Origin of the sequence: Spiribacter salinus M19-40 (genome assembly GCF_000319575.2) — a bacterium.
In the GTDB taxonomy this organism is placed as follows: domain Bacteria; phylum Pseudomonadota; class Gammaproteobacteria; order Nitrococcales; family Nitrococcaceae; genus Spiribacter; species Spiribacter salinus.
Window position 1 is genome coordinate 1003643 of record NC_021291.1, and the last position, 25404, is coordinate 1029046.

The following is a 25404-nucleotide window of genomic DNA, read 5'->3' on the forward strand; positions in this document are numbered from 1 at the left end:
AACCATTCCAGTCCCAGGTCGATACCCGGGCCCCAGCCAAGGGTCGGGCTACCAACCCTGAATCTACCTTTTCTCTCCAGGCGGTTGATCAGTACATGATCGCGGCCGTCTCGGATATGGGCGCTACGCCTGCACAGGAAGCGGCCCTCTATCATCTCCACACGGGTGGACATCGAATGCGCAGCCGGCTTGCCCTGGCAAGTGGCGCGACTCGACTGAACAATACCGACAGCATCGCGGCCGCAGCGGCCTGCGAGCTTCTTCATAACGCCTCGCTCGTCCATGACGACATCACCGATGGCGATCTTTATCGCCGCGGCAGCCTGACCGTGCGGTCTCGCTCCGGCACCGGTGTTGCCCTCTGTACGGGCGATCTGCTCATGACCGCGGCGTTCAATGCCGCCACGGATCTCTCGGATGCGGCGGCAAGCCAGCGCCTGGTGCGCACGATGGCGCGCACGGCTTCCCGTGTCATTGGTGGCCAGAGCATCGAACTCGCCGATGACGCCATCGGCCAAGTGCCCAACCGGCGCGATTACCTGGTGGCAACGCGCGCCAAAACAGCGCCGCTGATCGAGCTCCCACTTAGTGTCGGGCTTGCAGACGCTCCGTCTGATGGATTCAACCCCCGAGTCTGTCGCGAGATTGCAGAGGCCATCGGCCTTGCCTACCAAATCCTCGATGACCTGGATGATCTGAGACAAGACACGAGCGAATCCCCCGCGCCGGCGCTTCACGCCTTGCATGCCTGGTGGCATCATCAACGACCAGGTGCAGGGGCCGAACCACTCGTGGTCCAGCAGCGTTGTCTCGCACACGTCCGAGCTGCACTCAGCCGCGCTGACCGACTGGCCCGCGCGCTGCCTGAGCCCTTGATGGGCTGTGTTGCCGGGCTGATTGAGTCGCTGGAGCGCAAAGCTGAGCGCAAGCCCGTTGCACTCGACGGGGCGACCCGCCGCTAGACAACCGCCTTCGGCCATCACTGCCCTGAACGGTGCCCGGCAACAAGGCCGGCTGCGCCCTGTATTGGATGGACAAATAACAGGAGACCCGCCCCGATGCGCACACTGGTGATGGGAGGTGGATTTGGCGGCATTGCCGCAGCGCTGAGACTGCGCGCCCGCGGGCACGAGGTCACCCTGGTTGATCGCTGCCCGCGACTGGGTGGTCGCGCGCAGGTGTTCGAGCGCGGTGGCTACCGGCATGACGCTGGGCCGACCGTGATCACGGCGCCGTTTCTGTTCGCTGAGCTCTTTGCGCTGTTCGGCGAAGAGATCCGTGACACCGTCACGCTCACGCCGCTGGATCCGTGGTATCGCTTCCGCTTCCCTGACAACAGCCAATTCGATTACGGCCCGGGCATCGAGGCCATGGAAGCGGAAATCGCCCGCTTTAACCCCGATGACGTACCGGGTTATCACAGCCTACTCGCCGAATCCCGCGAGCTCTTCGAGATCGGCTTTCGCGAGCTGGGCGATCAGCCATTTCACCGGCTGTCGTTCATGCTCCAGCAGATCCCGCGCCTGATCCGGCTGCGGATTGATCGTAGCGTTTGGGACATGGTCTCGAGCCACATCGAGCACCCGTATCTGCGCCGCGCCCTCTCGCTGCAACCGTTGCTCGTGGGGGGTAATCCGTTTCACACCACCTGTATCTATGGGCTGATCCACTACCTTGAGCGTGAATGGGGCGTGCATTTCGCCATGGGCGGCACGGGCGCCCTGGTCGATGCCCTTGCTGGTCTGCTCGAGCGCCACGGCGTTCAGGTAGAGAGCGGCCGAAGCATTGAGAGCATCCAGCGCGACGGGCGCACGATTCGCCAGGTGGGCCTGGATGACGGGCGCACCCTGACAGCGGACCAGTTTGTCTCGAACCTCGATCCCATGCATCTGTATGGCGAGTTGCTTGACCCGGCACCCGCACCCTCGCGCATCAAACGCCAGCTCGCGACCACGTCTATGGGCCTGTTCGTGCTGTACTTCGGTACCGCCCGGCAATACCCCGATGTTGCGCATCACACCATCTGGCTTGGTGAGCGGTATAAGGAATTGCTGGCCGATATCTTTGATCGCAAGATCCTCTCCGAGGACTTCTCACTCTATTTGCACCGGCCAACTGCCACGGATGCGAGCTTTGCGCCTGAAGGCCATGACAGCTTTTACGTGCTCGCCCCCGTCCCCAATCTGCAGGGCAATATTGACTGGCGCGTTGAGGGCCCGCGCCTGCAGGAGCGGATTATCGAGGCGTTGGAAGACTCCATCATGCCCGGACTGCGCGAGAACGTGCGCTCCGCGTTTTTCATGACCCCCGAGAACTTCCGGGAGAATTATCAAAGCGTGCACGGGAGTGGGTTCAGCATCGCCCCGCTGTTCCGACAGTCCGCCTGGTTCCGCTTTCATAACCGCGCCGAAGGCCTGCGTAATCTCTACCTGGTGGGCGCCGGAACCCATCCCGGTGCGGGGCTGCCGGGTGTGCTCTCCAGCGCGAAAGTGCTGGATCGGATCGTCCCTGCGGCATGAAGCCAACCGAAGTCCTTGCCCGCCACGGCAGCAGTTTTCATCTGGCCAGCCGCTTTCTGCGCCCGGGTGACGCCGCCGATGTGACCACGCTCTACGCGGTCTGTCGGCTGATCGATGACCTCGCCGACGAGCGCCATGACGAATCCGCCACCATCGAGGGCTTTATCAACGCCCTCGAAGAAAAGGCGTTTCAGGCGATCCCCGTAGACGGCTTTGCTGATCTGATGCAGCGGCGCAATCTCGATCCACAACCGCTCATCACCCTCGCCCGAACGGCTTGGGAAGAGGCGGCGACGCCACGGCTCATCGCGGATGAGGCCACGCTCATCGACTATTGCTATGGGGTGGCAGGCACCGTGGGTGAGCTGATGTGCCCGCTCATCGGAGCGGATCCACAGCGCGGCCGTGATCCCGCGGTCGCCCTGGGTATCGGCATGCAACTGACCAATATCGCTCGAGACGTACTCGAAGACGCGCGCGCCGGCCGACGGTATCTGCCCGGTGAATGGGTAGGTGACCTCTCACCAGCAGCGATTGCCGAGGCCCGGCCGATCCATCGCGAGCCGGTCCGGGCCGCCATCCAGCAAACCGTTCACCTGGCCGAATCGTATTACCAGCGCGCAGAAGCCGGGCTTTCACTCATCCCCCTGCGCAACCGCCAGGCCATTCGCATCGCCGCACGGCTTTACCGGGCCATTGGCGTGCGCGTGCGTGATCAGGGCTGTCGCTACTGGGAGGGGCGCGTCTCGCTGAGCGGTCGCGAGCGCACCCGGCTTGCGTTTGGCACACTCGCCGGCCTGGCTCGGCGACCTGACCCCCAGGATGTATGAAATCCGTTGATTTAGCCTTTATTGGCCTTGGCGCCGCGGCAATGAGTCTGGCCACACGCCTGGCCGACGCCGGTCACAGCGCCAGTGCTGTTTTTATTGAACCCGATGCCGACCCCGGCGATGACCGCACCTGGTGTGGTTGGGGACCAAATGATCACCCCTTCTCCGAGCGCGTCACACGCCGCTGGTACGGCTGGGCGGTGAGTGCTGAAGGTGAGACGGTGATCACCGGCCGTCCGGACATCCCTTATGAAATGCTGCGCGTGAGTGAGGTGCGCGCCCATGCCCACGCGGCCATCGCCCAACGCGAGGATTGGGCCATCCTGACCGGCCGCGCGATGGTCGAGGCGCACCGCCAAACCGACGGCTGGGTGCTGGTGCTCGATAACGGCGAGACCATCCAGGCGCGCTGGGTGCTCGATGCCCGACCGCCCGCCCTTACGCTACGCCGCCCGTGGGTATGGCAAAGCTTTGTGGGCCTTGAGCTCAGTGGGCATGACTTTGGGGAGGATCACATCGTGCGGCTCATGGATTTTGTGAACGACGATGCGCCGCTCGCCACATTCGTCTATGAACTGCCCATTGCCCGTGATCGGCGGTTGGTGGAGCTCACTCGGTTCACCCCGGAGCCAGCGAATCTCGAGCATCTCCGTGACCAGCTGGATGGTCTGCTCGCTGAGCGGGGTTGGGATCGCGCACACATCGAGCGGGTTGAACAAAGTCACCTACCCATGGCCGCCATACCGCCGGATGCCCATGATCAGTGGATTCGGATCGGGACGGCCGGGGGCAGCATGCGCCCGGCGACCGGTTATGCGTTTCACGCCATCCAGGCCTGGGCTGATCAATGTGCCGCGGCGATGCGCCAGGGCGGCGAACCGATACCACCCCGACGTGCCGCGCTACTCGACTGGCTCGACGGTGTCTTTCTGGAATCACTCTGGCAAGCGCCCGACGTCGCTGGACAGCGATTTACCCGGCTTTTCCAGCGAACGCCCCCAGCCGCGCTCACTCGCTTTCTCATGGCTCGGGCCAGTGCCCTTGATATACTGCAGGTGCTGCGCGCATTACCCATGCGCCCGATGCTGAAAGCCGCTTTTCGGCGGGGATGGAGACGGACATGAGCGCAACCGAGCGCCTACCGGCATTCTGGCTATTCCCGGTGGGACTGGTACTGGCACTGGGTTTCTCATCACTCCCCGGTCAATGGCCGCTTTATGCCGTGCTCGCCATTGGGGTGATGGTGTTTGGACTGCCCCATGGCAGCCTCGATACCGCCGTCGCCAAACAGCATCTGGGTGTCACCCAACCGGCGCGTCTTGCTCTGTTCTTTGCGGCCTACCTCGGCCTTGGCGCCCTGGTGCTGGCTATCTGGTGGCAGATCCCCACAGTGGCGCTCGCCGCCTTCCTGCTTTATTCCGCCGTGCATTTCGGCGATGACGTCAGTGCCCGCCTCGGTCGGCTAGGGGCAACAGGTTACGGCCTCTGGCTCCTCTCGCTGCCGCTGGTGCTCCGGCCGGCGGATGTCCTGCCGCTGTTCGAGGCACTGGGCGCAGGGAACGCGCCGGTCATCCTCGCAACTGCGCCCTGGGCCCTGGGTATCGGGGGCATCCTGCTGGCCGTCGGGCTTTATCAAAGCCCAAATCGTGCAATGAGTGATTGGCGTGACCCGGCTCTGCTCGCGCTGGGGGCCGCGATGCTTCACCCCCTCGCCTACTTCGTGGCGTATTTCTGTTTTCTTCACAGCCCGCGGCATCTGGAGCTGGCAGCCCGTGACCTGGGGCTTTACAGCTGGCGTGACCGTCTGGCCGCGGTGGCGCCCACGACACTCGCCACCTATGCGCTCGTGGCAGCGGCTGTCCCTTTTCTGATCGGACTACCCATGGATGCAATGCTTCTGCGGCTCGTCTTTATTACACTGGCGGCATTGACGGTGCCACACATGATTCTGGAACTCATCGCGAGTCCGCGCCGTCAGGCTTGAACAGCACCACCGCTAACTGGCGAGGATGAATGGATACGATGACGATTTCCGTACTGCAGGCAAAGATCCATCGGGCCACGGTGACCGATGCCAATCTGGCGTACGAAGGCAGCATCACCATTGACCCGATCCTGCTCGAGGCCAGCGGGCTTGTGGCGTTTCAGCAGGTGCATGTCTACAACATCACCAATGGCAACCGTTTTGAGACCTACATCATCACGGGCACACCCGGTGCGGGTGAGATTACGATCAACGGCGCGGCAGCCCACCTCGCCGGCGCCGGCGACAAGGTCATCATTGCGGCCTACGCCCAGGTCAGCGCCGCGGCGGCGCAGGATTGGGAGCCCACGCTGGTGTTTGTCGACGATCAAAACCGCCAGAAATCACTGACCCATTGAGTCTCGCTGCGCCTCAAGGGCCTCCCAGCGGCTATAGGCTGCGGAAAGCTCGGCCTCAATGTCGGTGACGGCCTGCGTCGCCGCCTCAATCGTTGCCGCCTCTTCCTGATACAGCGCAGGGTCATTAACCCGGGCGGTGGCTGCTGCAAGCTGGTCCTCCAGTGATTCAATCTCGCCGGGCAGCGTCTCGAGTGCCCGGGCGTCTTTGTAGCTCAACTTGCGCTTTTTACCCGCCGCCGGCCGCTCGGATCCGCTGGTGCCGCCCGCCTCTTGACCGTGACTGGTCGCCTTGCGCGGGTTGCGCTGACGGCCCTGTCGCAGCCAGTCGGTATAGCCCCCGACATACTCACCAATCTGCCCGCCGCCCTCAGGCACCAGCACGCTGGTCACCGCATTGTCGAGAAATGCCCGGTCATGGGAGACAAGCAGTAACGTGCCGGGATAGTCGGTCAGGCGCTCTTCGAGCAGCTCAAGGGTTTCGACATCAAGATCGTTGGTCGGCTCATCAAGCACGAGCAGGTTCGAGGGCCTGGCAAACAGCTGCGCGAGCAGCAGGCGATTACGCTCGCCCCCGGATAAGCGCGTGATCGGCGCATTCGCCCGGTCGGGCGAGAAAAGAAAATCCTGCAGATATCCCATCACATGACGGCGTTTGCCATCGCCCAGATCAATGAACTCATCTCCTCCGGCGACGTTCTCCCGGGCCGTACGCGTGTCATCCAGCGCCGCCCGGTGCTGATCGAAGTACGCCACCTGCAGCCCGGTACCCAGTCGGACCCGACCCGCATCAGGCGTCTGCTCGCCCAGTAGCAGCCGTAACAGGGTGGTTTTACCCGCACCGTTGGGGCCAATGATGCCCACCCGATCGCCCCGCAGGATGCGGGTGCTGAAATCGCGCGCCAGCACATGCCCAGCGACCGTGTAGTCCACGTGCTCGGCCTCGATGACGAGTTTGCCGGAGCGCTCGGACTCCGCCATGGTCAGCTTGGCGTTACCTGGCTGGCTGCGGCGCTCGGCGCGGGTGGCCCGCATGGCCTGCAGGGCACGTACACGGCCTTCGTTGCGCGTTCGCCGGGCCTTGATGCCCTGCCGGATCCAGGCCTCTTCCTGCTTGAGCTTCTTGTCAAAACGCGCCTGTTCAACCGCTTCAGCGTGGGCGCGCTCTTCCTTGCGGCGCAAATAGTTGGCGTAATCGCCCGGCCAACTGGTGAGCTCACCACGGTCGATCTCGACGATCCGGCTCGCCACGGCCTGCAGGAACGCCCGATCATGGGTGACAAAGACCACACTACCGGGGAAGTCCCGAATAAAGCCCTCAAGCCAGGTGATGGCCTCGATATCCAGGTGGTTCGTCGGCTCGTCAAGCAGCAGGACATCCGGGTTGCGCACCGCTGCGCGCGCCAGCAGCACCCGCCGGCGTAAACCGCCCGACAGTGAGTCAAACGGGACATCGGCGGGAAGCTCGAAACGGCTCAAAACGGATTCGACACGCTGCTCAACCTCCCAGCCGCCGCCGGCCTCGATTTGCGCCTGGACATCCGCCATCTCGGTGGCATCGGTGGCATCGGCGCCGCCGGCCGCCATGGCCTCCGCCAGGGCATGATGGCGCGCCAGCAAGCGTCCCAGCTCACCCAGGCCGTCCGTGACCACCTCAAAGACACTCCCGCCCAAGCCGCTGGGCACCGCTTGCTCGAGGCGCGAGACGATGACGCCCTCATCACAGCGGATTCGCCCGGCATCGGGTTCGATGGAGCCATCAATGAGCCGAAGCAGCGTGGATTTGCCCACGCCATTCCGCCCGACAACGCAGATCCGCTCACCCGGCTCAATGGCGAGCTCGGCGTTGGCAAGCAATGGGGGGCCACCCACCGACAATTCGATGCCCTCAAGACGGATGAGGCTCATGTACACTCCTGCGCGTTAATAACCCTTTATTTTACCACTGTGCCTGGGAGGGTGATCGAAATGGCCGTCTCCACACCCCGTGAACGGATGAACGTCGCCATCCTCGCCGCCAGTCAGGCATTGTTCCTGATGACTGCGGTCACCGTGATGACCCTGAGTGGCATGGTCGGCCAGCAGCTCACACCGAGTCCGGCACTCGCCACCCTGCCGATTGCACTGATGCAGGTCGGCACGCTGGTCGCCACCTTCCCGGCCTCAATGCTGATGAAACGCATCGGGCGGCGTACCGGATTCATGCTGGGCGCCGGTGGCGGTGGCGTGACGGGTGCCGCCCTCGCGGCTTACGGGATCGCCGAGAGCAGCTTCCTGCTCTTTAACCTGGGCAATTTGCTACTTGGGGTCTACCAGGCATTTGCGATGTACTACCGCTTCGCTGCAGCCGACTGCGCGAGTGCGAGCTTTCGCAGTCGGGCGATCTCACTGGTGCTGGCCGGTGGTGTCATCGCGGCGATCCTCGGGCCCATTAACGCCAACCACGGGCAACTGCTCTGGGGGGCTCATCCCGAGGCGGGCCCCTACCTCATCCTGGTCGGTCTGACCCTGATCGCTACACTGCTCGTCGGGGGGCTGCGCGTGCCGCCGGCCAGTGAACCGGGCGCGGCGGAGCCACAGCGCGATCTCGGGCAGATCGCCCGCCAAGGCGCCTTTCGGGTGGCATTGATTGCAGCGGCCATTGGTTATGCCGTCATGATCCTCGTGATGACCGCCACGCCGCTCGCCATGCAGCAGGCAGGCTACTCGATGGGGGATGCCGCGCTGGTCATGCAGTGGCATGTCCTTGGCATGTTCGCACCGTCGTTTTTCACGGGCACGCTGATCGCGCGCTTTGGCGTGCTCAATATCCTGCTGACCGGCGGCCTGCTGCTTGCGCTGAGCGCCACGGTTGCGATCAGCGGCCAGGCCGTGCCGCAGTACTGGCTCGCCCTGCTGTTGCTCGGGGTGGGGTGGAATTTCCTGTTCATCGGCGGCAGCACCCTGCTCACACAGACCCACACGCCGGCCGAGCGCGGAAAAGTCCAGGGCCTGAACGATCTGGTGATCTTCTCCCTGGTAGCGTTTGGCTCGCTCATGGCTGGGGCCCTGCTGCATCACCTGGGCTGGATCGGACTGAACTTGAGCGTGCTGCCGTTCGTTCTGATCACACTGCTGGCCACGAGCTGGCTGCGCTTTGGCGCACCGGCCGAGCCCCGGCCCGTGGAGAGAGCCGGGTGACAGAGCGCTCAAGCACCAAGCTCGCTTGCGCTGGGCTCACCGCCACGGGATTTTTCTGGGCCCTGAACACCGTTATTGGTCGAGGCACCGTTGGTGAAATCCCACCGGTGGCGCTGGCGTTCTGGCGCTGGACCCTCGCGTTTCTCACCCTGCAGATCGGCCTGGGCATTCCCGTAATTGCGCCATTTTTCCTGGCGGAAAGTGCCCTTGGCGGCCTGCACCTGCCCCGGTTCGAGAACCTGTGGATTTATCTGATCATCGCGATTGGCCCGAGCCTCCTCGCCTACCAGTTCTGGAACAACGGCGTACGGCGCATCGGCGCTTCCCGGGCGGCGCTGTTTTTGTATTTGATTCCGGTCTTTGCCGCGGCGCTGGGGTATTTCATCCTCGATGAGCGACTGGCCGTGTTTCACGCCGCTGGCGGCAGCCTGATCTTCGCCGGGCTACTCCTCGCGACGCGCACCAAATCGTTGCGGACATCCGCGAGAAGTCGCTGTCAGATCATTCAGACACGACCGATCAGCGAGAGTATTTCATGCATCGACCAACCGGCCTGAGCCTGATATGCATGGCCATGGCGCTCGGGAGCACAGCAATCGCGGCCGATGAGCAGGTCTTCCAGCCCGCCGACATCGCTCACTGGGCGCCTCATTCGTTCGCGGGCGACACGGACTATGCCCTCGAGGAGACGAGAGAAGGCGAGGTACTGGTCGCCGACTGTCGCGAGGGCACGGCCTCGGGCTTGTTCTACCGGGAGTCCATTGATCTGACCCAAACCCCGGTGATCGAGTGGCGCTGGCGAGTCCTGGACCCAATCAGTGCGGGTGACCCGGAGACCAAGGCCGGTGATGACTATGCAGCACGGATTTATGCCGTTGACGAGCATGCGATCCTGCGCTGGCGAACTCGTGCCCTGAATTATGTTTCAACCACACGTCAGCCAAAAGGCGCAGACTGGGCGAACCGTTACGCGAGTCAGGCCCGGATGATCGCCGTGGACAATGCTGGCGGGCAGGCCGATGGCTGGCAGACGCATCGGCGCAACTTGCGCGAAGACTTCCAGCGCTTTCATGACCGGGAGGTCGACACCATTGAGGCGCTTGCCATCATGACCGACTGCGACGATACGGGTGAGACCGCTCGGGCGCAGTACGGCACCATTCGCTTACGCCCGGAGTAGATAACATGGATTCACCGCATGACCTGGTGGTTATCGGCGGCGGCGTCGGCGGGCTTGTTACGGCAAGTGTTGCCGGGCAGCTCGGTCTGGATGTGGTTTTGATTGAGCGCGAGCCGGCCCTGGGCGGTGACTGCCTGCACTCTGGCTGTGTCCCCAGCAAGACATTGATCCGAAGCGCTGGCGTGGCCCACACGGCACGCGAGGCCGGGCGCTTCGGTGTAGACGCGACTGTTGGCGATGTCGATTTGACTCGGGTTATGGCCCGCGTGCACGAGGTTATTGCGCATATCCAGCACCACGATGATCCGGATCGCTTCCGCGGATACGGCGTGGACGTGCGCTTTGGCGAGGCCCACTTTGTCGACAGCCACACGGTGGCGGTAAAAGGGGAATGGGTCCGCGGTCGGCGATTCGTGATTGCCACCGGGTCCAAGCCAGCAATACCGCCCATCCCGGGCATCGAGACGATTCCCTACCTGACCAACGAGACGGTGTTCAAGGCGCAGACGTTGCCTGAGCGCCTAGCGGTGGTCGGTGGGGGGGCCATCGGTATCGAACTGGCGCAGGCATTCTCCCGGCTCGGGAGTCGGGTCACGGTCATTGAGGCCGGTGAGCGCATCCTGCCCAAAGATGACCCGATGCTCACCGAGGCGCTGCAAGCCCACCTGCAAAGCGAGGGCATCACGATTCACACGGCCACGCCGGTGACCGGTGCGCGCCCAGGTGCCAGCGCGAGGACCGCGATGCTGGAGCTGGGCGAAACCGGTGAGACGCTCGAGGTCGATGAAGTCCTCATTGCGGCAGGACGCCAGCCGAACATCAGCGCACTCGACCCGGAAACGGCCGGGCTTGATCTGAATGCCAATGGCACGCTGCAGGTTGACGCGCGTCTTCGCACCAGCCAGCGCCATATTTATGCCTGCGGTGATTGTGTGGGGCCATTTCCGTTCACGCACATGGCCGAATATCAGGCCGGGATCATCATCAGCAACGCGATCTTTCGTCTGCCTCGCAAGGTCGATTACCGTGCCGTGCCGTGGGTGACCTACACCGATCCGGAACTCGCCCATGTCGGCATGACCGGGGCTGAGGCCGAGCGCGCGGGCATCGAACACGAGCTGGCGGTTTTCCCGGTAGCGGACGTCGATCGTGCGATTGCTGAGGGCTGCACTGTGGGTGAGCTGCGTCTGCGGATAGCGAAAGGCCGCATCATTGGGGCAAGCCTGCTCGCGCCCCATGCGGGTGAGCTGATCCATGAACTGGCCCTTGCCGTCACTGAGCGAATTCCGCTGCGCAAACTCGCCAGTATGGTCCACGCCTACCCGACACTTGCGCAGATAACCAAGCGAGCTGCTGGCGCGCATTACAGTCCACAGCTCTTTTCGGCCAGGACACGCTGGCTGGTGAAATGGATTAACCGGCTGCTGCCATGACCGATGCACTCCCGCCCACGGCCAAGGTGCGCCATTGGGGCCGCTACGCGCTGCTCGCGGGCGTGGCCATTGCGATTGTCACCGGCATCATGCTGCGCGATGAATTCAGCCGCGAGGCGCTCTCTGGCTGGCTGGATGGACTGGGGCCCTGGGCCGGTGCCGTATTCATGCTGGCCTACGCGGCGGGTGCCGTGGCCTTCCTGCCCGGGCTGGTGTTCACGATTACAGGCGGTGCGCTGTTCGGGCCCGTTCTGGGCACCCTATTCAGTCTGGTGGGTGCAACAACCGGTGCCACGCTGGCGTTTCTGGCGGCTCGGCATGGCGCGGGCGACTGGGTCGCCCAGCGCACCGGCAAACGCCTTGACCGACTGCAGGCCGGTATTGATCGCGAGGGATGGCGTTTCGTTGCGCTGGTGCGACTGGTGCCGATCGTCCCATTCAACCTGCTGAACTACGCCCTTGGCCTCACCCGACTGCGCCTTGGCACCTATGTGCTGACAAGTTTTATCGCCATGGCACCGGGAGCGCTGGCCTACGTCTGGGTGGGCCATGCGGGGCGCCAGGCCGTTGCAGGGGGCGGGAACGTTCTTCAGAGTATTGGGATCGCTTTGGGGCTTATCGCCGCCATTGCCTTCATCCCACGGCTGATCCGCAGCCTGCGCGGGCCAGTTGAGCCCGCGGCACCCGATGCCCCCGACAACCCGCCGGACAGGGAGCGAACCGATCGATGAACCAGCCCGCCGAGCAGAAACGCTATTTCCTCAACCCCGACAAGTTCCGCGATCCGAACGTCACCGCAGATGGTCAGCCCCGCGCGACCGTTACACTGCGCACCCTTGAGACGCTGTGGATTAACACCGGCACCCTTTGCAATCTCGAATGTCGTAACTGCTACATCGAGTCATCACCAAGCAATGACCGACTCGTCTACATCACCCATGAGGAGGTCTGCGACTACCTCAATGAGATCGAGCGCGAGTCACTGGGCACCACCACGATCGCCTTCACCGGGGGTGAGCCGTTCCTCAACCCGGATATGCTGCCGATCCTTGAGACCTGTCTGACGCGCGGTTATACAGTATTACTGCTGACCAACGCCACCAAACCCATCATGCGCCCGCGGGTGCAGCGCGGACTGAAAGCGCTGCGGGATACGCATGGCGAGCGCCTGACGCTGCGGGTGTCCATCGATCACTTCGACCCGCACTGGCATGAACTCGAGCGCGGCACAGACACCTTTGAGCCGGTGGTTGAGGGGTTGCGCTGGCTGACCGATGAGGGCTTTCAAATCGATATCGCCGGGCGGCTGTTCGCGGGTGATGACGAAGCGACAATGCGCGCGGGCTACACGCGACTGTTCCAGGACCGGGGCATTGCCTTGAACGCCGAGGATCCCGGCAAACTGGTGCTCTTTCCGGAAATGGATGCCCGACTGGACGCCCCCGAGGTCACGACGGCGTGCTGGCAAAAGCTCGGTAAGCATCCGGACCAGATGATGTGCTCGAGCTCGCGGATGATCGTCAAGCGCAAGGGCGCCGAGCGCCCGAGTGTCATCGCCTGCACGCTGCTGCCCTATGACGAGCGCTTCGAGCTGGGCCACACGCTCACCGATGCCCAGCAGACCGTTCCCCTCAATCACCCGCACTGTGCGCAATTCTGCGTGCTGGGCGGCGCCAGCTGCAGCGGCTAGGAGATCTCGCCATGGCCACCGAGAAAATCACCTTCACGGGGCATAACGGCGATGCGCTGCATGCCCGCCTCGATCGGCCTGATGGACCGATCCGCGCCGTCGCGCTCTTCGCCCACTGCTTTACCTGCTCGAAGGACATCCCGGCGGCCCGGCGCATTGCCGGCCGGCTGGCGGCTCAGGGCATTGCCGTGCTGCGCTTTGATTTCACTGGGCTCGGACATTCCGAGGGCGAGTTCGCGAATACGAATTTCACTTCCAACGTAGAGGATCTGCGCCTGGCAGCCCGCCACCTCACTGAAACCGTGGGCGTACCCCAACTTCTGATCGGGCATTCTCTGGGCGGTGCCGCGGTCATCAAGGCCGCGCCCGACATCTCGGGCGTTCGTGCGGTCGTCACGATCGGGGCGCCGTCCGACCCCAGCCATGTCTCAAAGAACTTCGCCGCCCAGATCGACGCCATTCAAGCCGCTGGTGAAGCCGAGGTGGATCTTGCCGGCCGGCCCTTCACCATCAAGCGCCAGTTCCTCGAAGACATCACCGAGGCCAAGCTGGACGATGCACTGAAAAACCTGGATGCGGCGCTGCTGGTGCTGCACTCGCCCCAGGACACAACAGTTGGCGTGAGCAACGCGGCAGACCTATTCCAGGGCGCGATGCACCCGAAAAGCTTCATCACCCTGGATAACGCCGATCACCTCATCACCCGACCAGCCGATGCCGAGTACGTGGCGGATGTGATTGGGGCCTGGGGCACACGCTATCTCGACCTCGCCGACGAGCCAGCCACGCCTGGCGCGCCCGAGGGCGTCACCCGCGTCTCAGAGGCGAGCGCCAAGGGCTTCCGGCAGGACATTAACGTCTCGGGAAAACACATGCTGACCGCGGACGAGCCGCCGAAAATGGGCGGAACGGACCTGGGCCCCACGCCCTATCAGCTCGTGGCTGCCGGCCTTGGCGCGTGCACCAGTATGACGATTCGCATGGTCGCACGGCGCAAGGATCTGCCCCTTGAGCATGTCTTCTGCGATGTCACCCACGACAAGAAACATCGGACCGACTGCGAGAGCTGCGGCGAGAAAGGCGCCCGAGTGGACGTCTTTCATCGCCGTATTAATCTCGCCGGCGACTTGAGCCCCGACGAACGGCAGACACTGCTTGAGATCGCCGACAAATGCCCGGTGCACCGGACGCTGGAGTCCGAGATCTTGATCGAGACGGTCCTCGCCGACGACTAGCCCGGCTCAGCCTCGGCCGCGGTAGGGGGCCACACCCTGCTCCGGAATCCAAACATCGGCTGGTGGCTCGCCGGTCTGATAGAAAACGTCGATGGGAATCCCACCCCGGGGGTACCAGTAGCCGCCGATCCGCAGCCAGTGGGGCTCGAGCAGATCCACCAGCCGCCGGGCCACCGTCATGGTGCAGTCCTCGTGAAAGGCACCATGGTTGCGGAAAGAGAACAGGAACAACTTCAGAGACTTGCTCTCCACAAGCCAGTCACCGGGGACGTAGTCGATGACCAGCTGGGCAAAATCCGGCTGGCCGGTCATCGGGCAGATAGAGGTGAACTCCGGCGCCGTGAACCGGGCGACGTAGCCGAACCCCGCCTGAGGGTTCGGGACGCGCTCGAGCGTGGCCTCCTCGGGTGAGTTTGGCAGCGTCGTATCCTGGCCCAGCTGCGTGAGGCCCGCATGCGAGTGGTCCGTCGTCATTGTGACTCCCTAATCGACAAGCAAACCCGCATTTTGCCGGTGCGGGCCACCTGACAAAAGCACGATCAGGAAGCGATGGCCGGCTCGCGAAACTGCAGGCCGGCGAGATGGGCATACAGGCTATCGTGCTCTAGTAGGGCCTGGTGGGTGCCAACGGCGCGCAGATGGCCGTTTTCAAGGACCGCAATCCGGTCGGCGTGGATCACCGTCGCCAGCCGATGGGCGATCACCAGGCTTGTGCGGCCGGTCATGAGCCGAGCTAACGCCGACTGCACCTGCCGTTCACTTTCTGCATCCAGGCTGCTCGTGGCCTCGTCCAGCAAGAGCAACGCCGGGTCGCGGAGTATGGCCCGGGCGATCGCAATCCGCTGACGCTGCCCACCCGAGAGCTGAACGCCATTCGGGCCGATGTGGGTGTCCATGCCCTGCGGGAGCGCGTCAACAAACGCCGTGCAGTTCGCCGCCTCAGTGGCCGCCAGCAAAGCCGTGTGCGTAGCATCTGGATCCCCGAAACGGATATTGTCCCGCACCGTCCCGGTAAACAGAATCGGTGACTGAGCCACCAAGGCCATGCGTCGGCGCAGATCCGTCGGATCGGCATCGCGCAGGTCTACACCATCCAGGCGAATTGCCCCCGTCTGCGGATCAGCAAAGCGAAGCAGCAGCGAGATCAGCGTGCTTTTGCCCGCGCCTGACGGGCCGACAAGGGCCAGCGTTTCGCCAGCGCGCACCGTCAGGTCGAGGCCTGCCAGCGCCGGGGGCTCCGGGCGCGAGGGATAGCGATAGGTCAACTGCTCGATCTCCACCTCGCCTTCGGCGGGTTCCGGCAGCGGCTGCGGATACGCGGGGGCAACGACCTCGGGCTCAGCATCGAGCAATTCGAACAGGCGCTCGGCCGCCCCCGAGGCACGAAAGACCTCACCGGCCACTTCCGACAGCACGCCGACGGCACTCGCTGCGAGCACGGCATAGAACACGAAGGCGGAGAGCTCGCCGGCGGTCATGTCACCGGCCAGTACGGCATGGCCGCCGCGCCACAAGATGAACGCCACCCCAGAGAAAGCAAGGAGCAGGACCGCTGCATTCAGTCCCGCTCGCTGCCGAATGCGTCGCACGGCCGTCGAAAAGGCCTCCTCAACCCGCGTTCCAAAAGCACGACGATCCTCGCCCTCGTGAACAAACGCCTGAACGGTCTCGATACCGCCCAGGGTCTCGCCGGCGTAACTGCCCACCTCAGCGATGCGATCCTGACTCAGACGCGATAGACGGCGCACCCGGCGGCCATAGAAAAACATAGGGGCAATCACAACAGGGATGCCGATCACCACCAGGCCAGTGAGCCCCGGACTGGTCACTACCAGCATGACCAGCGCGCCGACCAGCATGAGCGAGTTGCGCAGGGCCATGGAAAACGTCGACCCAAGGACGGTCTGGAGCAGCGCGGTATCCGTGGTCATGCGCGACTGGATCTCGCCCACGCCGTTGCGCTTGTAGAACTCGGGCTCAAGTGCCAGCAAACGGTTAAAGACATGCTGGCGCAGGTCGGCGGCGACCCGCTCCCCCACCCACATAATCCAGTAAAAGCGCATGGCTGAGGCGAGCGCCAGGACGAGCACGACGCCCGTGGTGAGCAGTAACATGCGGTCCAGCGTGGCCGGGGTGCTGGAGGCAAACCCCTCGTCGATGAGCAGGCGCAGTCCCTGACCGATCGCCAGCACGCTGCCAGCCGCCACGATCAGCGCCACGCCGGCCAACGTGGCCTGGGGTAAGTAGGGCTTCAGGTATCCGGCAAGGCGAAGCAAACCCGTGAGTTTTGGCATGCTCGATGTGCTCCGTATGCTTGAACCGCACAGGATGACACGAGTGGCCGATGAGGTGGGTATGAACAGGCGCGCAAGCGCTTGGGTGGCGATCGGATTAAGCCTGTTGATTGGGCAGGCTCACGCGAGCGCTGACATCAAGACGCTCGCCAGGGATCTTGAACACCCCTGGGCCATGGCGTTTGTCACCGACAGTGAAGTACTGGTCACCGAACGGCCCGGCCGATTGCTGTATCTGGACCTCGCAAGCGGCACCCGGACACCCGTCACTGGCGTGCCGACGGTAGACGCCCGGGGCCAGGGCGGGCTGCTGGATATCGAACTGCACCCGGATTTCGCCGATAACCGGCTGGTCTACCTGACCTGGGCCGGTCAGTGTGAGGGCGGCAATGCCACCCACCTCGGACGGGGCCGGCTGACCAATGACCAGCAGCTCGCCGACTTCGAGACCCTGTTTATTGCGACACCCTGTGTGAGGAGCACGAAGCATTTCGGCTCCCGTATCCAGTTTGATGATGGCGGTCATGTGCTATTCACCACCGGCGATCGGGGCGAACGGGACCGTGCGCAGGATCTTTCCGATCACAATGGCTCGGTCATCCGGCTCAATGACGATGGCAGCATCCCCGAGGACAACCCGTTTGTTGGCCAGAATGAGGCCGAACCGGCCATCTTCAGCTACGGACATCGCAACCCTCAGGGTGCGGCGCAGCATCCGGAGACTGGCGCCGTGTGGATCCACGAGCACGGGCCGCAAGGCGGCGATGAGATCAATATCCCCCAGCCTGGTGAGAACTTCGGCTGGCCTGAGACCACCTATGGCCGTGAGTACTGGGGACCGGAGATCGCACCGGATAACAAACCGGGAACCATCCAGCCCCTTCATCACTGGACACCCTCGATTGCGCCCTCGGGCATGGCTTTCCATAACGGCGAGCTATACGTCGGTGCGCTGGCCAAAGTGCACCTGGCCCGGCTAACGCTCGACGGCCATCAGGTCGTCAACGAGGAGCGGCTGTTGCAGGACCGAGGCTGGCGAATTCGCGCGGTAGAGCGTAGCCCTGATGACCGGTTGTTCGTTTTGACTGATCAGCCGAACGGCCGACTGGTGCGAGTCATCCCGCAAGCGCGTTGACCCGCTCAACCCTCGAAATCGTGCCCGCGAGCGGCTTCTGACTGAACACGCCGTGCTGGAGGCATGGCAGCGATTTCAGGCGGAGGCCTTGCCCGGCGTTGGATTGAGCGAGGCGCTGGAAGCCGACACCGCAACCGCCTAAATCAGGTCGGCTCGTGCTTTCCAGCCTGCCCAGATCAGGCTCGCCCAGGCGACCATCAGAATCGTGCCACCGATCGGTGTGATGTAGGTCAGCGCAATCGTATCCAACGCCACCGCCGCATAGATGCTCACGCTAAACAGCACGGTCCCTATCACCATCGCCCACGCGGCAAACCGAAGCCGGCTGAGCGTGCCTGCACTAAGCGGCAACGCCAGTCCGAATGCCAGCGCAAGCACGACCACCGCATGTACCTGGTTATAGCGCACGGCCGTCATCAGGAAGCGAAAGGATTCTGCATCGACGTTGGGCCTGAACGCATGCTCCGACATCGCACCAAAGGCGACGGAGAGCAGTCCGAGCAGACCAGCAGCAATCAGAAAAGGACGCATGGGTTTTCCTATGATCAGTCGTGTTGCAGGACAAACGAGGAGTCTAACCTCGGCGGGTGGTCGGGGAACACCTTCACTCAGCCACCATTGGCAAGAAATCGATCAAGGGCGTCGGCAAACCGCTTTCGATCCGTGGCATTCAGCGTAGGCGGGCCACCGGTATGAACACCACTGCTGCGCAGCGTTTCCATAAAGTCGCGCATTTGCAGTCGACTGCGGATGTTCTCGCGGGTATGGACTTCGCCACGGGGTGTGATCGCAACGGCGCCCTTCTCGAGCACCTCAGCAGCAAGCGGGATATCGGCGGTGATGACAAGATCGCCCGACACAACCTGTCGGACAATTTCGTCGTCGGCCACATCGAAACCGGCCTTGACCTGAATCGCATCGATGAGCGGAGAAGGCGGCTTGCTGATCGGTTGATTGGCCACCAGCGTCAGTCGCGCGCCAACCCGCTGCGCGGCCCTGAACAGGATCTCCCGGATCACGACCGGACAGGCGTCTGCATCGACCCAGAGATGCGCTTCATGAGACGGTTGAGTGACCATGGCGAAAAGCTTAGCAGACCCGCTCACATGATCCGCGCAGGTTGTCGGATCTTCATTGACGCCGTGCGGCTTTGGCTTGCGCAGAATGCCTTTGGCAATGCCGGCGCACTCGCCTTCTATACGCTGTTCTCGCTTGCGCCCGTGATGATCCTGGTGATTGCGGTGGCTGGGGTCGTCCTCGGCCCCGATGCCGCTGAGGGCCGGATCGTTGCGCAGCTTGAGGCCGGCATTGGCCCCGAGGCCGCACGGGCCATTCAGCAAACGGTCGCTGGCACCCGGCTTGAGAGCGCGGGATGGCTACCAACGCTGGCCGGTGTGGCAGCAATGGTCATTGGTGCAACCGCCGTCTTCGCCCAACTCCAGCGCTCGCTGAATGCAATCTGGGGTGTTACCGCCCAGCCCAGTCGCAGCAGTCTGCTCATCATTGCCCGCAATCGGCTTTTATCACTGCTGATCGCGCTGGTCTTTGGCCTGATCATGCTGGCCTCGCTCCTGGCGACCATTGCCCTGCAGGCTGTTATCCGATTTGCCGAGCAGTGGTTGCCGTTTGAAGCGGCGATCATGACCGGGATGGAGAGTCTCGTCAGCCTTGCGCTAATCACGGCACTTTTCGCCCTGATTTTCCGGATTCTCCCGGACGTGGTTCTGAGCTGGCGGGATGTCGTACCAGGCGCGGCGATCACCGCCGTTTTGTTCATGCTAGGCCGATACTTGATGGCGAGCTATTTAACGATCGCCGCGCCCGCCTCAGCCTATGGCGCCGCCGGATCGCTGGTCCTGGTGCTGCTATGGATTTACGGCACATCACTGATTTTGCTGTTCGGCGCTGCCCTGACCCGCTCAATGCTGACAGCGCGCTAGCCTACTAAGCCGTCGGATCGGCTCGACTCGCCCACTCAGGGCTCGATCATTGCCGCGCCAGGCTCTGTCATTTCATCCCAGACCGGTGGCACCGAGCCTCGCAGCTCTGCGACAAGCGACTGCTCAGCCGCGGTCAGCGGTAAGCGGGCCGCCCGCACCACGTAATGAACCGCGGGAGGCGTGGCAACGCGCTCGCTACCAGACCAAAGACATTGGTCGGGCGTCATGAACCCCCGGTTCATCAGGGAGATACCAAACCCAGCGCTCACCGCCGCACGGACGCCGGCGGTGCTTGCGCTCTGCAAAACCTCTTCGTAGGCAATGCCCGCCTCGTCCAGCAGCGTGCTCGCAATACGACCGTAAAAGCAGTGCTCCCCGAACGTAACGAGCGGGACAGGCTGGTCACCGAGCGGTTCGGCATCGATCGCCTGGATAAACTCCAGCTGATCGGTCCACAGGGGCAGGTCGTCATGACGCACCTGGTTGGCCTCGACTGGCATGACCGCCAGATCCACTTCACCCGTTTCGGCCCATGCAGCAACGGAGAGCGAAGATCCGGCCTTTACCTGCAGACGAATGCCGGGGTGGGCCCAGCGAAACCGACCCGCGATGCCAGCCACCCGCGTGGTCGCAAAATCATCTGTGGCGCCAAGACAGATCGAGCCGGTGAGCGCCGAGCCCCGAAAACGCTGCACCGCCGCGTCGTGAGCGGAGAGAATACGATCAGCAAACTCAAGCAGCTCACGGCCATGCCGCGTTGGCCGTAGCACGCGCCCCTCGCGCTTTAGCAGTGAGTGTCCGACTCGTCCCTCAAGGCGACGTAGCTTCCAGCTGACCGCCGACTGCGTGAGCGACAGTCGCTCGGCCGCTTCAGTCACCCCGCCCGTTTCGATAACGAGCTTCAGGGCGCGCAATGACTCCGTATCTAATCTCATAGCCCGAGCATGACAGAAATTTTAAAAATGCAGAACAATCGTCATTAGTGTCATGCCAGTACCGGGGCTAGCATCCAAGATCAGAACAATAAACGTGCCCGCGGCACGGACCGGAGGAGCCATGACACGGAAGACGGACGGCGTTGAATTCGTGGTCAAGCCTGTTGCCAGTACAGGAGGGGCAAGCGAGTTTCGACAGAGCATGACCCCGCATCCGCTGGTCTACCAGGAGTTGGCACATGATCCGCACTTCGGGATCTACAATGGCCGCTTGCGCTCGCTGTCGTATGGCAACGCGCCCATGGAAGACCTCTACTGGCGCTTACGCCGTCAGGTCATGCTCTCGCACACGGGTGAGCTGGCCACTGAAATTCGTGGACCGCAGGCCGAGGCCTTGCTTGAGCGCGTATTCACCCGCTCGATTGCCGCTGTCCGGGTTGGGCGTTGCAGCTATCAAATTGCCTGCTACGACGATGGTGGCGTGATGATGGACGGGGTTCTGATGCGGTTTGCGCCCGATCACTTCTGGTATGTGCAAAGCGATGGCGAATTCCATGGCTGGCTTCGAGCGCATGCCGGGCAATTTGACGCCGAAGTGCGGGTGACCGATACCTGGATAAGCCAGGTTCAGGGCCCCCGTTCCATGGATGTGCTGGCCGAAGTCGCCGATGAGGGCATGCCCGAGCGGTTCCGTTATTTCGACATGGCGACCATCCAAGTCAACGGCCAGCCCCTGGTCATTACCCGGACCGGTTTTACAAACGAGCTCGGGTGGGAGTTCTACCTGGAGCCTGGCGCAGACGCCGAGGCCATCGGGGATCGCATTCTCGAGGTTGGTCAGCAGTACGAGATGGGCACAACGCCGGCCGAGGTGACCAATGCCCGGCGCATTGAGGGTGGGCTATTGTTCGCGGGCACTGACTTCGATGCGACGATTACGCCATTCGAGGCGGGGTTTGGTCGCATTGTTGACCTGGAAAAAGGCGATTTTGCCGGCCGTGAGGCCCTACGCACCGCCGATCGCCGCTGTCGAACCTGGGGCCTGACCTGCCCGGGCGGGACCGCTCGCCACGGGCTCACGGTGAGTCAGGCCGGACAACCGGCTGGCCGAGTGACGAGTAGCGCCTGGTCGCCTACGCTTGGCACCGGTATCGCGATTGTCCGACTGGACGACCCTGAAGCCGGCCCAGGCACTCAGCTCGAGGTACTCTGCACCGATGGGCAGACCCACGCCGCCGAGGTCTGCAGCCTGCCCCTTTACGATCAGGCCGGCGACATACCCCGCGGCCGCGCCACGGAGCCACTGGCAACAACGGAGCCTGTTCATGCTGCCATCTGATCGCCGGGCGGAAATCGCTCAGGCCGCACTGGGTTTTTCCATTGAGTCCATGCCCCGGGATGCCGCGCGAATCACGGATTTTCGGGATCATCTTCCGGTGGGCACGGAGGTGTACATCGCCTGGCCACCCCGAGCTGATCTTGATGAGATGATTCAGGCCGCCACCAAGCTGCATGAACAGGGGATGATTCCGATCCCGCATGTAGCCGCCCGGCGCGTGGAGTCCCAAGCGGTGTTGCGGGACTTTGTCCAGCGCCTGACCGAAGAAGCGGGCGTCAAGCGCCTCCTGCTGCTTGGCGGTGATCCGGATACGCCTGTCGGGCCTTACCCCGATGCGAGCAGCCTGCTGACATCCGGTGTGCTGAGTGCCTTCGGGATTGAGGCCGTGGACATCGCGGGTCATCCGGAGGGTCACCCCGTGATGCAGGGCGATGAGCCCGCGCGGGTTCTCCAGGAGAAAATCGCCCTCGCCCAGCAGGCAGGCATCGCCGTTCGCGTGGTCTCTCAGTTTGTTCTGGAGCCGGACGCCGTCGTGGACTGGCACACCCAGACATACCGCGAGGCCGCTGGCGAGACCGCGCTGCAAATCGGCGTACCCGGTGTGGTCAGCACCCGACGACTACTTCAGCTTGCCAGCTCCTGCGGGCTATCCGGCAGTCTGGGCATGCTTCGAAAAAGCGGACGACGGTTGGCAAAAACAGCGATGGGCCATGACACCACCGAGGTACTCGTGGCGAGCCTTGCGCATTTAGTTAACGCGGAGAAAAGCGTCGCCGGATTCCATTTTTATTCCTTCGGGAATTTCGAAAAAACCGCCGCCTGGGCCTGCTCAGTCACGCGGGGAGATTTCGATATCAAAGGCGATGCAATTCAACTTAATTAACGCGTTTTCTCAGCTCGTTTTTCTGTATCTTTCCCGTCGCCGTTCGAGGGATCGATTCAAAGACAAAATGCCGCGGTATTTTATAGCCCGCTAGATTGTCTCGGCAGTGGCGTGTTAGTTCTTCTGCGTCGACTTCGACACCAGCAAGACACTCTACGAACGCACAAGGTGTCTCGCCCCAGCGCGCATGCGGCATGGCGACCACTGCGGCAACGGCGACTGCTGGGTGTTTGTAGAGGACATCCTCGATCTCGATAGACGAGATATTCTCGCCGCCGGAGATAATGATGTCCTTGGAGCGATCCTTGAGCTGAATGTAGCCATCGGGATGGATGACGCCGAGGTCACCGGAGCGAAACCACCCGCCGCGAAAGGCTTCCTCGGTGGCCTTGGGGTTGCGGAAGTAGCCCTTCATCACCACATTGCCACGGAACATCACCTCACCGATGGTCTCGCCGTCCTTCGGCACGGGCGTCATGGCATCCGGATCCATTACACTCAGCGCCTCGAGTGGCAGATAGCGCACCCCCTGACGCGCCTTTTGGCGGGTGCGTGCCTCGATATCCAACCCATCCCACTCCGCGTGCCACTCATTGACGACGGCTGGGCCGTACGTCTCGGTGAGCCCATAGAGCTGGGTCACGGTAAAACCGGCCTGTTCCATATCGGCGAGCACCCGCTCGGGTGGGGGTGCGGCGGCCGTGAAAAAATCGACTGCGTGGTCCAGCTGCTGCCCCGCCCCCGCCTCGGAAGAGACCAGGAGCGCCATGACGGGTGGGGCCCCGCACAAGTGCGTGACCTGATGCGCGTGAATCGCCTCCCAGATCGGCTCGGCGCGAACCTGACGCAAACACACATGCGTACCGAAGACCACCGACAGCGTCCAAGGAAAACACCAGCCGTTGCAGTGGAACATCGGCAGGGTCCACAGATACACCGAGTGCCGTGGCATGTTGGCGATTAGCGCATTGCCCTGGGCAAGCAAGTACGCACCGCGATGGTGGGAGACGACCCCCTTGGGATTGCCAGTGGTCCCGGAGGTATAGCCGATCGAAATCGCATCCCATTCATCGGCGGGCAGAGCCCAATCAAAATCGGGATCACCCGCTGCGAGCAGCGATTCATACGTCTCGGCGGGCAACTGCCCAGCCGCTGAGTGCGGATGCTGCGGATCATCGTAAATCACCAGTGTCGGCTCGACCTCGGTAAGGGCAAGGGCAGCCTCAGCGAGGTCGAGGAACTCCCGATCAACGATGAGCATGGAGGCGCCGGCATGATCGAGCTGAAATGCGATCGTTGCCGCATCAAGGCGTGTATTGATCGCATGAATGACCGCGCCGGCCATTGGCACGCCATGATGGGCCTCGAGCATCGGTGGGACGTTGGGCAGCAGCACCGAGACCGTGTCACCGGACCCGAATCCCCGCTGCACCAAGGCGGAAGCGAGCTGGCAGGCGCGCCGATAGAAATCGCGATAGGCAATGCGCTCAGTGCCATGAATGATGGCCGTGTGATCCGGCATGACCGCCGCCGCGCGCTCCAGGAACGTCAGGGGCGTCAGCGGCTGGTGGTTGGCCGGATTCTTGTCGAGATCCTGATTGAACAGATTCACTGATCTGACCACTGAGGCGGGCGCTTTTCGATAAACGCGCCAATCCCCTCTTCAGCGTCTTTTTTAAGCAGGTTGTCGACCATCACCGCCGCTGTGTAGGCATAAGCCTCGTCCAGCGGCAGCTCCTGCTGGTGGTAGAAGGCCTTCTTACCCGTTGCCAGTGTCATGCTCGACTTCCCGGCGATCTGGCGGGCCATACCCATTGTGTGCTCGGTCAGCGCGTCCTCGTCGATCACCCGATTAACCAGCCCGATCTCGACCGCGCGCGCAGCGTCGATCAGCTCGCCGGTCAGCAACATCTCCATGGCGGCCTTGCGCCCGACATTGCGAGAGAGCGCGACCATCGGCGTCGAGCAGAAAAGCCCAATGTTCACGCCAGGAACAGCCAGACGCGCCTGGGGGGAGGCGTAGGCCAGGTCACAGCTGGCCACCAACTGGCAGCCGGCAGCTGTCGCTACGCCAGCCACCTCGGCAATGACCGGTTTGGGATGATTCACGATGGCCTGCATCATGGCCGAGCAGCGCTCTAGCGTGGAGGTAAAAAACGCCCGTCCGCGATCGTCGGATTGCCGTGCTCGAGTGATTTCCTTGAGGTCATGGCCCGCGCAGAAGGCTGGACCGGTGGCGGCAAGCACGATCACTCGCACCAAGGGGTCCGACTGGGCATCCGCGAGTGCCTTCGAGAGCACATCCAGCATGTCGTCAGACAGCGCATTGCGTCGGGCGCTATCGTTGAGCGTGAGCCGCAGCACACCCGACTCGATGGGGGCGCGACGCAGAATCGATTCTGTCTCCGGGGCGTTCTGTGAGGCCATCTCGA

Annotated in this window: 25 protein-coding genes; 17 read left to right on the forward strand and 8 right to left on the reverse strand. The window is 63.1% G+C overall.

Features of this window, described 5'->3' with window-relative positions:
- The first annotated feature begins 95 nt into the window (after positions 1-95).
- From SPISAL_RS05025 to panD, 6 genes are all read left to right on the forward strand, one after another.
- Positions 96-962: a polyprenyl synthetase family protein gene (locus tag SPISAL_RS05025; RefSeq protein ID WP_016353390.1), complete on the forward strand. Its 867-nt coding sequence runs from the start codon at positions 96-98 to the stop codon at positions 960-962.
- 96 nt (positions 963-1058) lie between these two features.
- A complete protein-coding gene (gene crtI / locus SPISAL_RS05030) occupies positions 1059-2519 on the forward strand; it encodes a phytoene desaturase family protein (protein WP_016353391.1) in 1461 nt (486 codons plus the stop codon).
- Complete coding sequence (locus tag SPISAL_RS05035) at positions 2516-3349, forward strand: phytoene/squalene synthase family protein (protein WP_016353392.1); 834 nt, start codon at positions 2516-2518, stop codon at positions 3347-3349. The genes crtI and SPISAL_RS05035 overlap by 4 nt, the downstream gene beginning before the upstream one ends.
- Positions 3346-4473, forward strand: coding sequence for a lycopene cyclase family protein (locus SPISAL_RS05040; protein ID WP_016353393.1), 1128 nt, complete (start codon positions 3346-3348; stop codon positions 4471-4473). The genes SPISAL_RS05035 and SPISAL_RS05040 overlap by 4 nt, the downstream gene beginning before the upstream one ends.
- Positions 4470-5333, forward strand: a complete 864-nt coding sequence (locus tag SPISAL_RS05045; protein WP_016353394.1) for a Brp/Blh family beta-carotene 15,15'-dioxygenase — start codon at positions 4470-4472, stop codon at positions 5331-5333. The genes SPISAL_RS05040 and SPISAL_RS05045 overlap by 4 nt, the downstream gene beginning before the upstream one ends.
- Before the next feature lie 38 nt (positions 5334-5371).
- Complete coding sequence (gene panD / locus SPISAL_RS05050) at positions 5372-5731, forward strand: aspartate 1-decarboxylase (protein ID WP_041389659.1); 360 nt, start codon at positions 5372-5374, stop codon at positions 5729-5731.
- Here the strand turns inward: panD and SPISAL_RS05055 are convergent.
- Complete coding sequence (locus SPISAL_RS05055) at positions 5717-7636, reverse strand: ATP-binding cassette domain-containing protein (protein ID WP_016353396.1); 1920 nt, start codon at positions 7634-7636, stop codon at positions 5717-5719. The genes panD and SPISAL_RS05055 overlap by 15 nt on opposite strands.
- A gap of 60 nt (positions 7637-7696) precedes the next feature.
- Here SPISAL_RS05055 and SPISAL_RS05060 point away from each other — a divergent pair, with 60 nt between their 5' ends.
- Genes SPISAL_RS05060 through SPISAL_RS05090 form a run of 7 tightly spaced genes read left to right on the forward strand, consistent with a single transcriptional unit; the run spans position 7697 to position 14446 of the window.
- Positions 7697-8908, forward strand: coding sequence for an MFS transporter (locus SPISAL_RS05060; RefSeq protein WP_016353397.1), 1212 nt, complete (start codon positions 7697-7699; stop codon positions 8906-8908).
- A complete protein-coding gene (locus tag SPISAL_RS05065) occupies positions 8905-9465 on the forward strand; it encodes a DMT family transporter (protein ID WP_016353398.1) in 561 nt (186 codons plus the stop codon). The genes SPISAL_RS05060 and SPISAL_RS05065 overlap by 4 nt, the downstream gene beginning before the upstream one ends.
- Positions 9444-10088 carry a DUF3047 domain-containing protein gene (locus tag SPISAL_RS05070; RefSeq protein WP_016353399.1) on the forward strand — a complete coding sequence of 215 codons (645 nt, stop codon included), beginning with the start codon at positions 9444-9446 and terminating at the stop codon, positions 10086-10088. Before SPISAL_RS05065 ends, SPISAL_RS05070 begins: the two co-directional genes overlap by 22 nt.
- Positions 10089-10093: 5 nt before the next feature.
- Complete coding sequence (locus SPISAL_RS05075) at positions 10094-11521, forward strand: dihydrolipoyl dehydrogenase family protein (protein WP_016353400.1); 1428 nt, start codon at positions 10094-10096, stop codon at positions 11519-11521.
- Positions 11518-12252 (forward strand): TVP38/TMEM64 family protein, encoded by a 735-nt coding sequence (locus SPISAL_RS05080; protein ID WP_016353401.1) that lies wholly within the window; start codon positions 11518-11520, stop codon positions 12250-12252. Before SPISAL_RS05075 ends, SPISAL_RS05080 begins: the two co-directional genes overlap by 4 nt.
- The gene (locus SPISAL_RS05085) at positions 12249-13211 is read left to right on the forward strand and encodes a radical SAM protein (protein ID WP_016353402.1); all 963 of its coding nucleotides are present in this window, start codon (positions 12249-12251) and stop codon (positions 13209-13211) included. The genes SPISAL_RS05080 and SPISAL_RS05085 overlap by 4 nt, the downstream gene beginning before the upstream one ends.
- 11 nt (positions 13212-13222) lie before the next feature.
- The gene (locus SPISAL_RS05090; RefSeq protein ID WP_016353403.1) at positions 13223-14446 is read left to right on the forward strand and encodes a bifunctional alpha/beta hydrolase/OsmC family protein; all 1224 of its coding nucleotides are present in this window, start codon (positions 13223-13225) and stop codon (positions 14444-14446) included.
- A gap of 6 nt (positions 14447-14452) precedes the next feature.
- Here the strand turns inward: SPISAL_RS05090 and queF are convergent, their stop codons facing one another.
- Together queF and SPISAL_RS05100 are read right to left on the reverse strand one after the other, a co-directional pair.
- On the reverse strand, positions 14453-14920 hold the full coding sequence (gene queF / locus SPISAL_RS05095; protein ID WP_016353404.1) for a preQ(1) synthase: 468 nt from the start codon (positions 14918-14920) through the stop codon (positions 14453-14455).
- A 65-nt stretch (positions 14921-14985) separates the two neighbouring features.
- The gene (locus tag SPISAL_RS05100) at positions 14986-16740 is read right to left on the reverse strand and encodes an ABC transporter transmembrane domain-containing protein (RefSeq protein ID WP_016353405.1); all 1755 of its coding nucleotides are present in this window, start codon (positions 16738-16740) and stop codon (positions 14986-14988) included.
- Positions 16741-16801: 61 nt separating this feature from the next.
- On the opposite strand from SPISAL_RS05100, the gene SPISAL_RS05105 reads away from it, so the two are divergent.
- Positions 16802-17875 carry a PQQ-dependent sugar dehydrogenase gene (locus SPISAL_RS05105; RefSeq protein ID WP_041389665.1) on the forward strand — a complete coding sequence of 358 codons (1074 nt, stop codon included), beginning with the start codon at positions 16802-16804 and terminating at the stop codon, positions 17873-17875.
- Between the two features lie 138 nt (positions 17876-18013).
- Here the strand turns inward: SPISAL_RS05105 and SPISAL_RS05110 are convergent, their stop codons facing one another.
- Both SPISAL_RS05110 and SPISAL_RS05115 read right to left on the reverse strand, forming a co-directional pair.
- A complete protein-coding gene (locus SPISAL_RS05110) occupies positions 18014-18406 on the reverse strand; it encodes a DUF423 domain-containing protein (RefSeq protein WP_016353407.1) in 393 nt (130 codons plus the stop codon).
- Positions 18407-18483: 77 nt separating this feature from the next.
- On the reverse strand, positions 18484-18954 hold the full coding sequence (locus tag SPISAL_RS05115) for a YaiI/YqxD family protein (RefSeq protein ID WP_016353408.1): 471 nt from the start codon (positions 18952-18954) through the stop codon (positions 18484-18486).
- Between the two features lie 27 nt (positions 18955-18981).
- On the opposite strand from SPISAL_RS05115, the gene SPISAL_RS05120 reads away from it, so the two are divergent.
- Positions 18982-19815, forward strand: coding sequence for a YihY/virulence factor BrkB family protein (locus SPISAL_RS05120; RefSeq protein ID WP_016353409.1), 834 nt, complete (start codon positions 18982-18984; stop codon positions 19813-19815).
- Positions 19816-19850: 35 nt separating this feature from the next.
- On the opposite strand, the gene SPISAL_RS05125 is transcribed toward SPISAL_RS05120, so the two are convergent.
- Complete coding sequence (locus SPISAL_RS05125) at positions 19851-20750, reverse strand: LysR family transcriptional regulator (RefSeq protein WP_081633216.1); 900 nt, start codon at positions 20748-20750, stop codon at positions 19851-19853.
- A gap of 121 nt (positions 20751-20871) precedes the next feature.
- Here SPISAL_RS05125 and SPISAL_RS05130 point away from each other — a divergent pair, with 121 nt between their 5' ends.
- Both SPISAL_RS05130 and SPISAL_RS05135 read left to right on the forward strand, forming a co-directional pair.
- The gene (locus tag SPISAL_RS05130; RefSeq protein ID WP_016353411.1) at positions 20872-22089 is read left to right on the forward strand and encodes an aminomethyl transferase family protein; all 1218 of its coding nucleotides are present in this window, start codon (positions 20872-20874) and stop codon (positions 22087-22089) included.
- Positions 22076-22972, forward strand: a complete 897-nt coding sequence (locus SPISAL_RS05135) for a methylenetetrahydrofolate reductase (protein WP_016353412.1) — start codon at positions 22076-22078, stop codon at positions 22970-22972. The genes SPISAL_RS05130 and SPISAL_RS05135 overlap by 14 nt, the downstream gene beginning before the upstream one ends.
- Here the strand turns inward: SPISAL_RS05135 and SPISAL_RS05140 are convergent.
- Together SPISAL_RS05140 and SPISAL_RS05145 are read right to left on the reverse strand one after the other, a co-directional pair.
- Positions 22965-24584, reverse strand: coding sequence for an acyl-CoA synthetase (locus tag SPISAL_RS05140; protein ID WP_016353413.1), 1620 nt, complete (start codon positions 24582-24584; stop codon positions 22965-22967). The genes SPISAL_RS05135 and SPISAL_RS05140 overlap by 8 nt on opposite strands.
- On the reverse strand, positions 24581-25399 hold the full coding sequence (locus SPISAL_RS05145) for an enoyl-CoA hydratase (RefSeq protein ID WP_016353414.1): 819 nt from the start codon (positions 25397-25399) through the stop codon (positions 24581-24583). The genes SPISAL_RS05140 and SPISAL_RS05145 overlap by 4 nt, the downstream gene beginning before the upstream one ends.
- Positions 25400-25404: the final 5 nt, after the last annotated feature.

Bases quoted from the DNA above. Each gene is read 5' to 3' on its own strand.
- SPISAL_RS05025 (WP_016353390.1), top strand. From the start codon at position 96: ATGATCGCGGCCGTCTCGGATATGGGCGCTACGCCTGCACAGGAAGCG.
- crtI (WP_016353391.1), top strand. From the start codon at position 1,059: ATGCGCACACTGGTGATGGGAGGTGGATTTGGCGGCATTGCCGCAGCG.
- SPISAL_RS05035 (WP_016353392.1), top strand. From the start codon at position 2,516: ATGAAGCCAACCGAAGTCCTTGCCCGCCACGGCAGCAGTTTTCATCTG.
- SPISAL_RS05040 (WP_016353393.1), top strand. From the start codon at position 3,346: ATGAAATCCGTTGATTTAGCCTTTATTGGCCTTGGCGCCGCGGCAATG.
- SPISAL_RS05045 (WP_016353394.1), top strand. From the start codon at position 4,470: ATGAGCGCAACCGAGCGCCTACCGGCATTCTGGCTATTCCCGGTGGGA.
- panD (WP_041389659.1), top strand. From the start codon at position 5,372: ATGACGATTTCCGTACTGCAGGCAAAGATCCATCGGGCCACGGTGACC.
- SPISAL_RS05055 (WP_016353396.1), bottom strand. From the start codon at position 7,636: ATGAGCCTCATCCGTCTTGAGGGCATCGAATTGTCGGTGGGTGGCCCC.
- SPISAL_RS05060 (WP_016353397.1), top strand. From the start codon at position 7,697: ATGGCCGTCTCCACACCCCGTGAACGGATGAACGTCGCCATCCTCGCC.
- SPISAL_RS05070 (WP_016353399.1), top strand. From the start codon at position 9,444: ATGCATCGACCAACCGGCCTGAGCCTGATATGCATGGCCATGGCGCTC.
- SPISAL_RS05075 (WP_016353400.1), top strand. From the start codon at position 10,094: ATGGATTCACCGCATGACCTGGTGGTTATCGGCGGCGGCGTCGGCGGG.
- SPISAL_RS05080 (WP_016353401.1), top strand. From the start codon at position 11,518: ATGACCGATGCACTCCCGCCCACGGCCAAGGTGCGCCATTGGGGCCGC.
- SPISAL_RS05085 (WP_016353402.1), top strand. From the start codon at position 12,249: ATGAACCAGCCCGCCGAGCAGAAACGCTATTTCCTCAACCCCGACAAG.
- SPISAL_RS05090 (WP_016353403.1), top strand. From the start codon at position 13,223: ATGGCCACCGAGAAAATCACCTTCACGGGGCATAACGGCGATGCGCTG.
- queF (WP_016353404.1), bottom strand. From the start codon at position 14,920: ATGACGACGGACCACTCGCATGCGGGCCTCACGCAGCTGGGCCAGGAT.
- SPISAL_RS05100 (WP_016353405.1), bottom strand. From the start codon at position 16,740: ATGCCAAAACTCACGGGTTTGCTTCGCCTTGCCGGATACCTGAAGCCC.
- SPISAL_RS05105 (WP_041389665.1), top strand. From the start codon at position 16,802: ATGAACAGGCGCGCAAGCGCTTGGGTGGCGATCGGATTAAGCCTGTTG.
- SPISAL_RS05110 (WP_016353407.1), bottom strand. From the start codon at position 18,406: ATGCGTCCTTTTCTGATTGCTGCTGGTCTGCTCGGACTGCTCTCCGTC.
- SPISAL_RS05115 (WP_016353408.1), bottom strand. From the start codon at position 18,954: ATGGTCACTCAACCGTCTCATGAAGCGCATCTCTGGGTCGATGCAGAC.
- SPISAL_RS05120 (WP_016353409.1), top strand. From the start codon at position 18,982: ATGATCCGCGCAGGTTGTCGGATCTTCATTGACGCCGTGCGGCTTTGG.
- SPISAL_RS05125 (WP_081633216.1), bottom strand. From the start codon at position 20,750: ATGAGATTAGATACGGAGTCATTGCGCGCCCTGAAGCTCGTTATCGAA.
- SPISAL_RS05130 (WP_016353411.1), top strand. From the start codon at position 20,872: ATGACACGGAAGACGGACGGCGTTGAATTCGTGGTCAAGCCTGTTGCC.
- SPISAL_RS05135 (WP_016353412.1), top strand. From the start codon at position 22,076: ATGCTGCCATCTGATCGCCGGGCGGAAATCGCTCAGGCCGCACTGGGT.
- SPISAL_RS05145 (WP_016353414.1), bottom strand. From the start codon at position 25,399: ATGGCCTCACAGAACGCCCCGGAGACAGAATCGATTCTGCGTCGCGCC.